Here is a 12,892-nt window from a genome sequence, read left to right on the forward strand (position 1 = left end):
AAATCATTTTAACATTCAGGAGGGATTTTGATGAAGAAAAAAGTTGTACTGGGTTTGATGGTAGGCACACTAACGCTTGGGATCGGAACAGGTGCACTCGCAGCAACAGGGTTGGAGCAGATTAAAGCCTATCTAAACAGCAAGATTACGCTAAAAATGGATGGTGCCACGGTGACAGCCAAAGATGCCAATGGTAAAACAGTGTTGCCTATCACTTACAACGGAACGACTTATTTGCCTGTGCGTGCTGTGGGATCTTTGCTTGGGACAGAGATCACTTATGACAGTGCAACTTCATCCGTCCTGATTGGCGGAAAGAATGGATCTGCGCCCGTAACCAACGGAAAAGTAACGCTGAGTGCACTTGGAACATCCGTACTGGGATCTACCGCTTGGCACACCAAAGATCCTAAGGATACCACATATAAAGGCAAGGATTACAAGGATGTTTATCTGCATAATGATCCTACGAAACAGGGGGATGATATCCAGATTAATACGGGTAAAAAGTATTCTTCTCTGCACTTGGAACTTGCCGCGCTGAAAGGAAATCAGGAGATTCATATCTATGATCAGGATCTCGCGACACTCAAAAAGTTCAATATCACTCCAGAAAGCGGTATGATGAGTCTAGATGTGGATGTTAAAGGTACAGATGCTGTCTATGTAGAGATTGTATCTGAAGATCCGGGTTCGGCTCTGTTTGTACCGCTCACAACATCGTATCTGACGAAGTAAAACACAATCTGCAAGTTTGCGACCTTACAGAAGGGGCAAGACAAGCATAAACATAAAAAAACGATGATTCACTAGGCGATTCCTGAACCGTATCCGGTATTCAGAGTTGCCTGGTGAACATCGTTTTTTATTTTCTTTTTGTTACGAATATTAACGAATGACGGTATCCAGCGGTTTAAGATTGGCTTCAATCTCGGCGCGGCGACCTTCAAGGAATGGAGGCAAAGCAAGCGATTCACCCAGATGCTCCAATTCTTCGTCTGTATCAAATCCCGGACCATCGGTTGCAAGTTCGAACAGAATACCGTTTGCTTCACGGAAATATAGGGAGCGGAAGTAGAAGCGATCTACAAAACCGGAGTTAGGGAATTGGAAGTTACGAACCCGTTCCACCCATTGTTTCAGTTCTTCTTCGTTATCTACACGGAACGCAACGTGGTGTACGCTGCCACGTCCAGGACGCTCTTGGGCAAGGTCATTCCGTTCCTCAACATGCACCTCGGAGCCGCTGCCACCTTCACCGGATTCAAAAACGAGTACATCAGGTTGACCTGGAGTAAAGGCAGGGTAACTTCCTTTAGCTCTGAAACCGAGCAGTTCGGTAAGAACCGGAGAGGTAAGGGAAGCATCTTTTACCGTAAGATGGATAGGGCCTAGGCCTACAATGCCATACTCGGCAGGCACAGGGCTCTGATCCCATGGTTTACCACCAGCGACACCTGTATTATTTTCATCCGAGACCAGAATCAGACGTTGTCCTTCAAAGTCTGTGAACGAGAGCGTGGCACGACCACCCCGTTCAACAATCTCTCCATGTGGCACTTCGAATTCGTCAAAACGTTGCTGCCAATAAGTAAGTGCCGCATCACTTGGAACGCGCAGTGACGTTCCGGATATGCTGTTCACCCCTTCACGAGTCTGTCCGGCCATCGGAATCTCGAAGAAGGTAAGTTCGGTACCCGGATTACCTTTTTCATCGCCATAGAAGAGATGGTAGACGGACACGTCGTCCTGGTTGACTGTTTTTTTAATGAGGCGCAGACCCATGATGTTGGTGTAGAAACGATAGTTCTGATCGGCATGTGCTGTTAGAGCGGATACGTGGTGAAGTCCTTTGATTTGCATAAATAATTCCTCCTAGATGAAATGGGATAGTGTAAATGTTCAGTTGAACGTTTGTTAAGTACGGTATATTGTATTTCGATTAAGAAAGTTACTAACTTTTCGTTTGTTTTGGTTCTGAATTTATCTTAACATAAAGATATTTAAATTACAATGCTTATTTAGAATTCCAACTGGACAGTACTTTCATTCAATGGCAAAATGAAAAAGTTAACATTAAAGAGAGATAATGTTGGTGAGATCCTTGTAAAGGAGAGAAGAGATTCATGGCGTATCAACCATGGCTGGACCCGTATGATGCAGAGCCGTTTATCCTGTTCTCCCGTTCACATATCGTTTCGATTAGCGTAATTACAGCATTGATTGTACTGATGTTTTTGCTTCGACACCATCTTCGATCATGGTCAGAGAGGGCACGCCGCATACTGCGAATTGTTCTGGCTTGTATCATGTTTGCCTGTGAAATCGTGCTGCAACTCTGGTATGTGTATGGAGGGATATGGAGCCTGCAGACGTCACTGCCACTCGAACTATGCAGTCTGTCTCTGCTATTATCGGCGTTGTTACTACTGACACGCAGTCGACTGTTACATTCTGCACTGCTGTTTGCAGGTATTGCTGGAGCCCTTATGGCGATCCTGACTCCTAATCTGGGTTATGGTTATGCACATTTTCGATTTATTCAATTTTTCGTTGCTCATGCCTGTATCATTCTGGCTTTACTCTACATGACCTGGGTGGAACAGCTGCGACCTAGCTGGAGATCTGTAGCAGGTTCGATGATATTTGTGAATGTGGTAGCACTAATCGTATACATTGTAGATGTCATGCTTGACGCGAATTACATGTTTTTGAGACACAAGCCGAGTACACCCTCGGTGCTTGATATGTTGGGTCCGTATCCCATGTACATCCTTGGGGAAGAGATACTTGCGCTAGTTTTGTTCTCGCTAATGTACATTTTGCTTTTTGCCATTCCAGATCGGTTGAAGCATCGTGTGAAAAAAGGTAAAAGCTCCGCGGTATAGGGATAATCCTAGTAGTTGCGCCTGCGCCGCATTATAAACTCTTTATAAATTAAAACATCCCGCAGTAACCTGAACGGATCAGATTGCTTACGGGATGTTTTGGCGTTGTCCCTGAAAGGGGCCAACTTGTATTTATATGTTTATCCACGGAGCAGAGATTCCGCACCATCCACATAGATTCGTGTACCTGTAACATGAGAGGCTTCATCGGAAGCGAGGAACAGAACGAGGTTTGCCACTTGCTTCGACGTCCCAGGTTCGCCCTTGAGCGGATGTTCGTGACCCTCAGGGAATTCAACAGGAATCTGTACTTCTTTCAGATCATCCGACGGGTAGGTGTTATCATCAATGTTGGTATCGATGGCACCTGGGCAGACGGCATTTACACGGATCTTATAACGAGCCAGTTCCAGGGCAGCCATCTTCGTAAACGCAGTTTGTCCCGCTTTACTGGAAGCGTATGCAGAGAATCCGATTCCTGAGAAGACCCGGTTACCGTTGATGGAACTGGTGATAATGATGCTGCCGCCATGTTCTTTCAGATGGGGAATAGCATATTTGACGGTTGCGAAGGTTCCGCGCATATTAATCTCCATCGTCTGGTCCCAGTCCTCGATTTCCATCGTTTCGATCGGGGCCATCGTTCCGTTGATGCCAGCATTCGCAAATATGATATCCAGTTTACCCGCTTCAGCCGCAGCCTGATTGATTGCCTTCTGCACATTATCCGGTTTGGAGATATCACATTCGATCACATACGCTTCTCCGCCAGCCTTTTCAATCGTCTGCTTGGTTTCCTCCGCATTTTCGGGTGTGCGATCCAGCATGTACACTTTGGCCCCATGTTCGGCGAATCGAATAGCAGTAGCCTGACCAATACCCGATCCACCTCCGGTTACAATCGCCACTTTGCCTTCCAAACGTTGTTCTGTCATCTCTGATCCCTCCATGAGTTAGATTATCGTTGTACGCTCTACTTCTAACATACCCGGCTCAAGACGCGTGAATCATATGTGTATATATCAAAAAGAACAGGACCGCAACGCGGCCCTGTTCTGGAACAGATCAACTTCATCATCTGTCTGCTGTGAACTTATTTTGGCATGTGAATGGTGGGAAACTCATTCAAGTCATGTCCGATACTTACTTATGTTTCTTCCAGTCCATTGCACTGTTATTGAGCAAATATTCGAAGTCGTTATCCCGGCGCTTCTGCTCCGCTCGGCGAGCTTCTTCTGCCTTCTGACGCTCCTGTTCTTTAAGAGCCGCTTCGGCAGCCTTGGCTTCATCCGCCTGAGCTTTCAGCTTCTCCAGCACATCACTGCTAAGCAGATCCTTCAGTGTTGTGGGTTTATCCTGTGCTACTGCTGTTTTGGGAGCAGGAATGCGTTTTTTGGATTTTGCCATAGGAAAATCTCCTTTCCAAACATGAATCAGGTTCCATTTATCGTACAGTAGTCATAGTATATCAGGTTCCCGTAAAGCATTCCATGAATCTGCGGCACAAAAGAAGGAAAACGAGGGTTGCGTGACGAATGAAATCGGGTATAAAATCATATACTATTACCGATACTGCGACTATTCCCTGGAGAAAGGAGTCGTTGTTCGTGGAAGTAAACCGTGGTTTACTGAAAGGGCTTGCATGGGGCGTTGCCTTTAGCTGCCCGTTATGGATTGCGATTATCGGCTGGTTACGTTTGATGGGATGGATGTATTGAGGATGATGCCGGAAGAGGTCATTTTTTATAAAGTCATAGATGTAACCGCTATCATTAAAATCAAAAAATAAAGCTCTGCCTTGCGAGATACGCGCAGGACAGAGCTTTTGTTTGTTTAGAGTTCCTTACAAGTCATAACCATGTGATTATCATCCATTTGGCAAGGAAGTTAATTAAGGCACTTTTACCGGCTCTGGATACTCCAGACCATGGGTATCTACCGTAACTTTTTTCATAACTTGATCCTTAACGGGTTTGTCACCTTCACCTATTTCCTGAGCTGCAATGTTATCAACAACTTCCATACCTTCGGTCACTTTTCCAAAAGTAGCATAGGCATTATCCAAATGATCCGCGTCAGCTAACATGATGAAGAATTGGGAGCCTGCGGAATCCAGATCTCCATCTTTTCGTGCCATGGAAATAACTCCGCGAGTATGATTCAGGTGGTTTTTGTGACCGTTGGATGTAAATTCGCCCTTAATCGTGTATCCCGGGCCGCCCGAACCGTTACCATTTGGGTCACCACTTTGAACCATAAAGCCCGGAATGACCCGGTGAAAGATCAGGCCGTCATAGAACCCTTTATTCGCAAGGGAGATGAAATTATACACCGTGTTGGGCGCAATCTCGGGATAGAGCTCAATAACGATCTTTTGACCATTCTGCATCTCAATGGTAGCCACCGGGTTTGGACCTTCAGGTGCGGCCGGGACCGGCGCTTGCTCGGCACTGGTTGCAGGGCGTCCGCAACCACTAATGACGATAAGCAGCATCGCAAGAACGAGCGATACTGCGGTTGTTTTTTTCCACCGTAAAGACATGAAAACGTTCCTCCTTGCATCTCTGCATTATATATTTTCTCCAAATCATATTTGGATATTTACCCAACTATCATACCGTTTTTGTGGACAGGATGGCAATGTAATACATGTGTTTGTGGTGAACAAGGGATGGTCTTCGTGGAATGATGGGTGTAAAATAAGGAAAATGCTTCCGCATCGGGACGTACGGGTCTGTTCCGTCCGCTCCAATACACGGCAGTCCCGTCGTCAGTAACGGAAAGGGCGTGCGGGTATATGAACTTCTCGTGGAAGCGCAATCTGGTCATATTGTGGATTGGTGTATTTTTTTGCAGCACCGCGTATTCGATCTCGATTCCATTTCTGCCCCTGTTTCTAAGTGCTGACTTGGGGGTTCGTGATCACCTGGAGTTATGGTCAGGACTGGCATTTGGCATTACGTTTCTTGCGAGTGCACTCGTGTCTCCGTTCTGGGGATCACTGGCTGACAAATACGGACGCAAGCCCATGCTGATCCGGTCGGGATACAGCCTTGCCGTCTTGTATTTAATCAATTATTTCGTGCAGGACCCGTATTCACTGATTGTTGTTCGATTGTTTCAGGGTCTGCTTGCAGGGTTTGTTCCAGCAGCGATTGCTCTGGTAGGTACAAATACACCTGAAGAGAAGACTGGTTATGCACTTGGTATTATGTCCACTGCAGGAGCCACTGGTGGTATTATCGGACCGTTAATTGGTGGCGTGGTGAGTCATTATTATGGCAACCGGAATGCATTTTTGTTTTCGGCTATTGTTGTGTTAGTCTCAGCAATCATCGCAACCTTTTGGGTAAAAGAAGAGAACTTCAACCGGAACAAAGCTCGTTCCCACGTCATGGATGACATTCGTGAAGCGAGAGCGAATCGTTTGTTTATGACGGTGCTTGGCATGATGGGCATATGTACATTCTCCGTCATGATTCTGGAGCCACTATTGACGGTCTATGTGATGGAAATGGGCGTTCAGCCGGATCGTGCCTCACTCAGCTCGGGTATTATTTTCTCAGCGGTGGGGGTAGCAACAGTTATTATGGCGCCGCGGTGGGGCAAGATTGGTTCAAGGATTGGATACGGTAAAGTGTTGATCATTGGACTTGTTGGTGGGGCTGTAGGGAATCTTCTGCAGTTCTTTACAACAGGTTATATCGCATTCGGCATTTTACGATTTGTGTATGGTTTATTCTTTGCCGCTGTATTTCCGGCAATTAACGCCATGATTGTGCAGGCTACCGCATCAAGTTTCCGGGGCAGGGCTTTTAGTCTGAATCAATCCGCTGCCCAGATCGGGACGATGGCGGGACCGATTATTGGTGGTGTACTTGGGGGCTGGCTGCCGATACGCTGGATATTTATTATTAATGGAGTGGCATTGATCATCACTGCGATTGTAGCGAAGTGGTCAGGATTGGATCACAAACTGCCCGTGGCAAGTAAGGTTTCCGCTAAGCGATGATGCTAAATCACCAAGAGAAAGTGAACTTACAGGTAACAAAAACGATGACGCTGTGAAATTACAGACGTCATCTTTTTTAAGTCAACTACGGATCTATATAAGTTAGTCATCCGAAGAGGGCTTACGAGAAGCCTTCTCTTTGGGAATGGCATGCTCGACCGCATCACGTTGATCTTCATCCTCAAGTGCTTCGGGAAAGGAGTCCTCAGTGAACAGTCCGAAGTCCGGGTCAATATCCCGTTCGGTCACGAGATTATCCGGTTCATGCTCATGCTTTTGGCGATCTTCCTTCATCATGTATGCACCTCCTCATTCAGGATGTCATAACAGCTGTTAATGTCGTGGTGGAATGTCGTTCTCTGGTTTGGCATCTGCACCAGCACCATTAAGCAGATCGGTACCATGCAGCGCATCCGGATCGGGTGCAGCAGGATCAACCGGACTGTTCGGTTGCAGAAGATCTGCATCAGGTACAGATTCCAGCGGTGTCTCAGCCAAACGTGAATCCAATTCCGGCTCGTCCACAGCAGTTGCGGCTACGGGTGCCAGATCCGAATCTTCCGTTACAATCCGTCTGCCGGAAACTTCATCAAAGGTATCCATATCGCCTTCGGGGACTTCCGTCTCTGGCGGAATATCGCGGGACCTCTGATAACGGTCATAATAGCGGTCACTCTCTTCGTTACTAATTGGTTTGTCAGACATGAGTAACACTTCCTTTCATTGTCGGTTGTCCTAAGCTTCTTACTCCGTAGTTACCCAAAGGGCTAGTGTTGTAATCTTGCACAGGTTATTATCTCCGGGTGTTCACTACGATATGAATGCCTTAGAATTTGGGGAATACATATTTAACCAAGAAGTATAAGAATCCGAAAAAGATAATGATATATGCGGCATATTTAATAAATGTGGAAGCGACCATACTTGAATCCGATTTATGCTGAACATCCTTATGTTCTACCTCAACCGTACGATGGGGCTCATTCATTGTAATCATCTCCTTAGCGTGTTTGTTTGCTTTGAGAAACCATTACACCCGGAGCAAAGGATTGAATCGCAGCCACCGTTTTTACAGCTTTTCCTGTTTTGCCTATGTTATGATGAAGCTTGAATATGTAAGGGAGGGATTCATGTGGACTGGTATACACTGGGTAATATGATCACACGCATCCGTATCGGGCAAAAGGCGTCCACACCCGGGTTCTCCCGTACCGTCATCCGTCGTCCGGATGGTTTGTTTTGGGTAGGCGGTATATGGTCCGGGCAAGTTGTCCAATTACGGGAATTCCTTTTTTCCGACATATGGACCATCTATGATGATGAGGAGACAGAGCAGTGGCTTGAATTTCGCAGTCAAGTTGAACAGAAAGAACGGGAAATGATAGTGAACCAGTTCGAAGACCTGCGTGATTAATCGAATAACTTTAACAATAAAATGGAAATAAGACTATAAATCGACTTAAATGTGAAATTTCATTTTATCTCAAGAAGGTGACGTGACAAACGGTGGCGAATGATAAATGAGAGAATCTAAGATAGGGAAAATTAGAACTTTGAGGTGCTGTGAATGAAAAATGTGCCCAAAGCTATCGTCATCTTATGGATGAGTGTATTGATTATTCTAGGCATGCCACATGGGATAGTCTTTGCAACTACAGGAGCGGTTCAGCAACCTGTATCCATTACAGGATGGGAAGTAAAATGGGGGAACGTTGACGATCAAGGGTTCATCAGTGAGGTTAAGGGAGCAGACGAAATATGGGAAAAGCAGGGCAGCGATAAGTTAGAGTATAGCAATACGGATCGATCGAATTCTTTGTGGACTCGCCTGACCATCCCTGAGTTGAGTGAGGAAAGTTCAGCCATTCGATTTGAGAACATTAAAGGCAATCATATTGTTGTTTATCTGGAAGACCGCAAGGTCTACGAGAACTACCATTACAATTATGATAATAATGCTGTGTTGCTGCCCTTATCCAGCGAAAATTCAGGTGACACGCTCTATGTATGGTCGCAAAATGAAAAAGGCCGTCTGGGGATACAAGGTACTGTTCAGGTTGGACCTTATGCCGCGTTACAGGAGAAATATATTCATAACGGACTTATTGATGTAATTTTGGGCGCGACCTTTGTTTTCACAGCGATTACGATGCTGAGTTGTACGTTCTTCCTTGGCAAATTCCATAAGGGATTATGGATCTCGCTATGCATCGTGATGGGTTCCATCGGAACGATGATCATCACGTACTCGCAATTTTTGTATACGTTCTATCAGGTATATGGTGACCTGTATTCCGTAGTCTTTGATCTGGCGATGCTGCTGGGTATGCCAGCGCTATGTTATTTTTTTGAACAGATTATCGGGCCAGGACTGCATGGAATCTTCACCAAACTGCGAAAAATACTATTCATATATTCAGTTATCGCAGTATTCTCTCTATTTATCTATGTTACTTCAGGTGGGCAATGGGAGATCCTCTACAATCTGCTCGTACAGCGTGTGGTTGGCATTGTGCTGGTCATTCTGCTGACAATCCTGTTGGTTGGTACCATCGCCAAAGCGCTGCAACGAAATCGGGAAGCTATGCTGCTTGCGACAGGATTTGGTACATTTGCCTTGATCAGTGTGGCTGAACTGTTGTGGTATTATCAGCGGAGTGGGACGTATCATCTGTTATGGTGGAAATGGTCCATGGTTGCATTTGTGATCTCGTTGATTGCCATTCTCGGAAGTCGTTTTGCCGAAAAACATACTAAAGTTCTAGAGTATTCTAAGGAACTGGAGCTGTTCAACAATGAGTTGCAGCGATCCGAAAAGATGGAGATTATTAGTGAATTGGCAGCTTCCGTTGCGCATGAAGTACGTAATCCACTTCAGGTGACAAGAGGATTCTTGCAACTTATGACGGAACAGGAAGACAACAAAAATAAGGGGTATGTGCGAATTGCACTGGAAGAACTTGATCGGGCTTCGGGCATCATAACGGATTTTCTTACCTTTGCCAAACCTGAGTTTGACCATATTATCTCGCTCAATATCTCGGATGAGTTCAATCATATTGAAGGCATTCTTGTACCGATGGCTAACCTGGAAGGTGGAAAAATCACCACCGACATTCCGCCGGATCTATATATTCGAGGCAATTCCTCGAAGTTTAAGCAGGCTTTTATCAATATTATTAAGAACAGTATTGAAGCTCTGCAGGGACAAGGTCAGATTGATATCTGGGCGTATAAGCAGGATGGAATGATTAAGGTGCATGTCAGGGATAACGGAGAAGGAATGGACGAGGAAGCACTCTCCCGGTTAGGTGAGCCTTATTTCTCCAATAAAATCAAAGGCACAGGCCTCGGCATGATGGTGACATTCCGAATTGTTGAAGCGATGCAAGGACAGATCAGCTTTACAAGCACCAAAGGGGTAGGAACAGAAGCGGTTGTATCTTTTGTCGAGTTCGTCGATTGACGAACTCACAGAAGGATACAGCGGCTTTTTTTGTTCCTACCCCTAATTTCTTACACTACAAGATTAGCTCACCCGAATTAACTTCTCCAAGGTCCGCAATTCACATCATAATTTACTTTGGAAGGATTGGGAGGTATGACAAGTACATAGTTATTCTGCTGCTCCTCAACAGTACGTACCTGAATGTGCTCCGGAATTACGATGCCAAACGCTTCACGAAGCGCCTGCTTCGGATTGGAGTGCAATTGTTGTCTGAAGTGCTCGTCAGTCCAAGCCTTTTCAATAATATCCTCATGCAACGTTTTCTCTGATACCATCATCGTCAACATTCCCTTCATATTTAAAATTAAACTGAATCAGCTTAGTCCTTATGCTCAGAATCCCAACTGTTGCTCGCTAATCCAGTGATGAAACCCGCCTTGGAGAAGCTGTTTCTTCCGTTGTGTAATGTCCTGAACAGCTTGTACTAAAGTGCTGCATAAATAAGAATCAAACGCCTCAAGATGCGATATTCCTAAGTTAGACGATGTTAGTGTACGATTATAGTGATAAGCAATGTCTACGTAAGAGTTCATGAGTTGTGTATTGTATACATTGTCATGTATACGTTCGCTTAGAGGTTGAACTGGATAGTTGTGATTCAGTGCTGCGGATATGTGGGAGAGGTAGCTGTTGTAGTTTCCATGCACAGCATCTTGTTGCGTGTCTGTGAAGTCATCGGTCATCTGAAGTGTCATGAGTGTGATGTTGATGGCAGAACACACCGGGATGATCCGGTCGGACTGATTCAGCAGAAGCAGTGCACCAGTAGCTCCAATGAGCAGAGGGGCAGCCTTTTGCGCAATCAACAAGGGGTTCTGTTGGAAATAATCAATGGAATGTTCACCCGTAACACTCAAGGCCCAATCCACTACATATTGTCTGAAATAGACCCAGAACGTGGAGGAAGGATTGAATAATACCGAGTAAGATTGAAGTGCATCCATGTAATATAGATTACCCAGGGATAACTTCAATGTGGCATTCTCCGGTTGTTCATCCATCACGTCGTCCTGATTCAGAAAATATAACATATGGATGAGACAGGCTGTACTTAATTGGTGTGCTTTCTCTGGGGGTAGTTTATCTGAGTGTTGCATCCAAAGTGGAGTGATGTACCCGATGTAGCTGTGTCCCGAATCTCGTAACAGCGGATTAACCGAACGAAGCTGCTCTAATGCATGTCCTGACAAGGGTTCGGGATATTCCCGTACGAGTTGCTCCGCTGAAGAAAACACGACCTCCAGATCGGATCTAAACGGATCTAACCAATCTTTCCGCATTATTACATATCGTCCTTCCTGCGATAAGGTAATCCAGGACTGTTCAACTATATTAGTTGAAAATAATCATTTACACGATAACGGAGAGGACAGAAAAAACCTGAAAAAGCGAAGCGTTCGCCTAAAGCTTTCTGAAAGAAAGCTACATCGGAAGCATATGCTATCACCGGATTTTCCCTTGAAAAAGGGATCAAAAAAATCTGGGGATAACAGCGATTGGAAGGTTGTTCTGTCATCGTAGTGTCAGTGTAAATTATATGTAGTTCAACTGATATAGATCATGAAGTTATACTTAGTATAGCGGAAATAAACTGAAAAAAATAGGATTTTTTGTGATCAATTGTGAGAAAAATGATGACTTTTTGTATTTTATGGCATAAAAAAGTGGATTTTAGGCTCAAACTAGGAAGGCACAGGATTTCGACATCGGAAAGGCGGCAAAAAAATGAATTTGAAATGGAAAACATGGATGGCAGCCGGATTGGTAGCCGTAGTTATAACAGCAGCAACAGGACATGTGGCATTTGCTGATCCAGCCGTTCGTTCTGAGCAACATGACGATGCGTCAAAAGCTTCTTCCTCCGGCAAACCAGGGAAGCCATGCATGCAGGCAGGACACGGTCTGTTTATGATTGGTGAGACGGCAGACTTGCTTGGGATTGGACTTCGGGATCTGAAAGAACAGATGGAACTTGGCAAGACGTTGTCCCAGATTGCGAAAGAGCGTAAGGGACTTAGTGAGGAGCAGTTATTGCAGAAGTTGAAGCCTACATTGGCGCAACGTCTGGATCAAGCTGTAGACGAAGGTTGTCTCACCAAGGAACAAGCTGCAGCGACGAAGGCGGACATGGATACCAAGTTGAAAAAGGTCATTAATACCCCGCTGCGTGACTTGCGGCGTGAATTTGCCCACCATGGCAAACGTTCCATGGTAGATAAAGGCGAAATTGCCCGGTTTATTGGAGTCACCCCTGCTCAACTTCACGAGCAGCTTCAGGGAGGGAAATCTCTGGCTGAGATTGCTCAGGCAAAAGGCATTAGCGAAACGCAGCTGGTGGACAAGCTGAAGGAACAATTAACGGGTGATCTGAAGAGATTTGTGAATCAGAAGGGCAACGTACATCCAGCCCCGGGTCCCCAGGAACCTGTTCCTGGACGATCAACTTCGAGCGAAGTGAAATAAAGAAGAGCGTCTCCGTGAGGG

General features: G+C 45.4%; 15 protein-coding genes. 6 read left to right on the forward strand and 9 right to left on the reverse strand.

Annotated features, from left to right (window positions below):
- The first annotated feature begins 30 nt into the window (after positions 1 to 30).
- A complete protein-coding gene (locus tag EL84_RS12195) occupies positions 31 to 738 on the forward strand; it encodes a stalk domain-containing protein (RefSeq protein ID WP_036672368.1) in 708 nt (235 codons plus the stop codon).
- Between the two features lie 150 nt (positions 739 to 888).
- Here the strand turns inward: EL84_RS12195 and EL84_RS12200 are convergent, their stop codons facing one another.
- Positions 889 to 1,863 carry a ring-cleaving dioxygenase gene (locus EL84_RS12200; protein WP_047841891.1) on the reverse strand — a complete coding sequence of 325 codons (975 nt, stop codon included), beginning with the start codon at positions 1,861 to 1,863 and terminating at the stop codon, positions 889 to 891.
- A gap of 263 nt (positions 1,864 to 2,126) precedes the next feature.
- Between EL84_RS12200 and EL84_RS12205 the strand changes: the two genes are divergently transcribed.
- A complete protein-coding gene (locus tag EL84_RS12205) occupies positions 2,127 to 2,888 on the forward strand; it encodes a TIGR02206 family membrane protein (protein WP_047841892.1) in 762 nt (253 codons plus the stop codon).
- Positions 2,889 to 3,028: 140 nt separating this feature from the next.
- Here EL84_RS12205 and EL84_RS12210 read toward each other — a convergent pair whose 3' ends face one another.
- The 3 genes from EL84_RS12210 to EL84_RS12220 all read right to left on the reverse strand — a co-directional run bounded on the left by EL84_RS12210 (position 3,029) and on the right by EL84_RS12220 (position 5,430).
- Entirely contained in the window at positions 3,029 to 3,823 is a 795-nt protein-coding gene (locus EL84_RS12210) for an SDR family oxidoreductase (protein WP_036612094.1), read from the reverse strand.
- A 208-nt stretch (positions 3,824 to 4,031) separates the two neighbouring features.
- Positions 4,032 to 4,295, reverse strand: coding sequence for a YqkE family protein (locus EL84_RS12215; protein WP_047841893.1), 264 nt, complete (start codon positions 4,293 to 4,295; stop codon positions 4,032 to 4,034).
- A 484-nt stretch (positions 4,296 to 4,779) separates the two neighbouring features.
- A complete protein-coding gene (locus EL84_RS12220) occupies positions 4,780 to 5,430 on the reverse strand; it encodes a peptidylprolyl isomerase (protein ID WP_047841894.1) in 651 nt (216 codons plus the stop codon).
- 255 nt (positions 5,431 to 5,685) lie between these two features.
- Between EL84_RS12220 and EL84_RS12225 the strand changes: the two genes are divergently transcribed.
- On the forward strand, positions 5,686 to 6,900 hold the full coding sequence (locus EL84_RS12225; protein ID WP_047841895.1) for an MFS transporter: 1,215 nt from the start codon (positions 5,686 to 5,688) through the stop codon (positions 6,898 to 6,900).
- Between the two features lie 102 nt (positions 6,901 to 7,002).
- Here the strand turns inward: EL84_RS12225 and EL84_RS12230 are convergent, their stop codons facing one another.
- From EL84_RS12230 to EL84_RS32255, 3 genes are all read right to left on the reverse strand, one after another.
- Complete coding sequence (locus tag EL84_RS12230) at positions 7,003 to 7,197, reverse strand: hypothetical protein (protein ID WP_047841896.1); 195 nt, start codon at positions 7,195 to 7,197, stop codon at positions 7,003 to 7,005.
- 36 nt (positions 7,198 to 7,233) lie between these two features.
- Positions 7,234 to 7,605, reverse strand: a complete 372-nt coding sequence (locus EL84_RS32140) for a hypothetical protein (RefSeq protein WP_036611534.1) — start codon at positions 7,603 to 7,605, stop codon at positions 7,234 to 7,236.
- A gap of 121 nt (positions 7,606 to 7,726) precedes the next feature.
- A complete protein-coding gene (locus tag EL84_RS32255) occupies positions 7,727 to 7,888 on the reverse strand; it encodes a hypothetical protein (protein ID WP_017690239.1) in 162 nt (53 codons plus the stop codon).
- Positions 7,889 to 8,032: 144 nt separating this feature from the next.
- On the opposite strand from EL84_RS32255, the gene EL84_RS12240 reads away from it, so the two are divergent.
- Together EL84_RS12240 and EL84_RS12245 are read left to right on the forward strand one after the other, a co-directional pair.
- The gene (locus EL84_RS12240; RefSeq protein WP_047841897.1) at positions 8,033 to 8,314 is read left to right on the forward strand and encodes a hypothetical protein; all 282 of its coding nucleotides are present in this window, start codon (positions 8,033 to 8,035) and stop codon (positions 8,312 to 8,314) included.
- A 153-nt stretch (positions 8,315 to 8,467) separates the two neighbouring features.
- Entirely contained in the window at positions 8,468 to 10,366 is a 1,899-nt protein-coding gene (locus tag EL84_RS12245; protein ID WP_036668747.1) for a sensor histidine kinase, read from the forward strand.
- Positions 10,367 to 10,443: 77 nt separating this feature from the next.
- Here EL84_RS12245 and EL84_RS12250 read toward each other — a convergent pair whose 3' ends face one another.
- Both EL84_RS12250 and EL84_RS12255 read right to left on the reverse strand, forming a co-directional pair.
- A complete protein-coding gene (locus tag EL84_RS12250) occupies positions 10,444 to 10,686 on the reverse strand; it encodes an NHLP leader peptide family RiPP precursor (RefSeq protein ID WP_143781073.1) in 243 nt (80 codons plus the stop codon).
- Between the two features lie 54 nt (positions 10,687 to 10,740).
- A complete protein-coding gene (locus EL84_RS12255) occupies positions 10,741 to 11,688 on the reverse strand; it encodes a hypothetical protein (protein WP_053061464.1) in 948 nt (315 codons plus the stop codon).
- A gap of 445 nt (positions 11,689 to 12,133) precedes the next feature.
- Between EL84_RS12255 and EL84_RS12260 the strand changes: the two genes are divergently transcribed.
- Entirely contained in the window at positions 12,134 to 12,871 is a 738-nt protein-coding gene (locus EL84_RS12260) for a hypothetical protein (RefSeq protein ID WP_047841898.1), read from the forward strand.
- The last annotated feature ends 21 nt before the right edge of the window (positions 12,872 to 12,892 follow it).

The sequence above is a fragment of the Paenibacillus sp. VT-400 genome (genome assembly GCF_001029205.1).
Classification (GTDB): Bacteria; Bacillota; Bacilli; order Paenibacillales; family Paenibacillaceae; genus Paenibacillus; species Paenibacillus amylolyticus.

Bases quoted from the DNA above. Each gene is read 5' to 3' on its own strand.
- EL84_RS12210 (WP_036612094.1), bottom strand. From the start codon at position 3,823: ATGACAGAACAACGTTTGGAAGGCAAAGTGGCGATTGTAACCGGAGGT.
- EL84_RS12195 (WP_036672368.1), top strand. From the start codon at position 31: ATGAAGAAAAAAGTTGTACTGGGTTTGATGGTAGGCACACTAACGCTT.
- EL84_RS12250 (WP_143781073.1), bottom strand. From the start codon at position 10,686: ATGATGGTATCAGAGAAAACGTTGCATGAGGATATTATTGAAAAGGCT.
- EL84_RS12200 (WP_047841891.1), bottom strand. From the start codon at position 1,863: ATGCAAATCAAAGGACTTCACCACGTATCCGCTCTAACAGCACATGCC.
- EL84_RS12260 (WP_047841898.1), top strand. From the start codon at position 12,134: ATGAATTTGAAATGGAAAACATGGATGGCAGCCGGATTGGTAGCCGTA.
- EL84_RS12215 (WP_047841893.1), bottom strand. From the start codon at position 4,295: ATGGCAAAATCCAAAAAACGCATTCCTGCTCCCAAAACAGCAGTAGCA.
- EL84_RS12205 (WP_047841892.1), top strand. From the start codon at position 2,127: ATGGCGTATCAACCATGGCTGGACCCGTATGATGCAGAGCCGTTTATC.
- EL84_RS12255 (WP_053061464.1), bottom strand. From the start codon at position 11,688: ATGCGGAAAGATTGGTTAGATCCGTTTAGATCCGATCTGGAGGTCGTG.
- EL84_RS12245 (WP_036668747.1), top strand. From the start codon at position 8,468: ATGAAAAATGTGCCCAAAGCTATCGTCATCTTATGGATGAGTGTATTG.
- EL84_RS12220 (WP_047841894.1), bottom strand. From the start codon at position 5,430: ATGTCTTTACGGTGGAAAAAAACAACCGCAGTATCGCTCGTTCTTGCG.
- EL84_RS32140 (WP_036611534.1), bottom strand. From the start codon at position 7,605: ATGTCTGACAAACCAATTAGTAACGAAGAGAGTGACCGCTATTATGAC.
- EL84_RS12225 (WP_047841895.1), top strand. From the start codon at position 5,686: ATGAACTTCTCGTGGAAGCGCAATCTGGTCATATTGTGGATTGGTGTA.
- EL84_RS12230 (WP_047841896.1), bottom strand. From the start codon at position 7,197: ATGATGAAGGAAGATCGCCAAAAGCATGAGCATGAACCGGATAATCTC.
- EL84_RS32255 (WP_017690239.1), bottom strand. From the start codon at position 7,888: ATGAATGAGCCCCATCGTACGGTTGAGGTAGAACATAAGGATGTTCAG.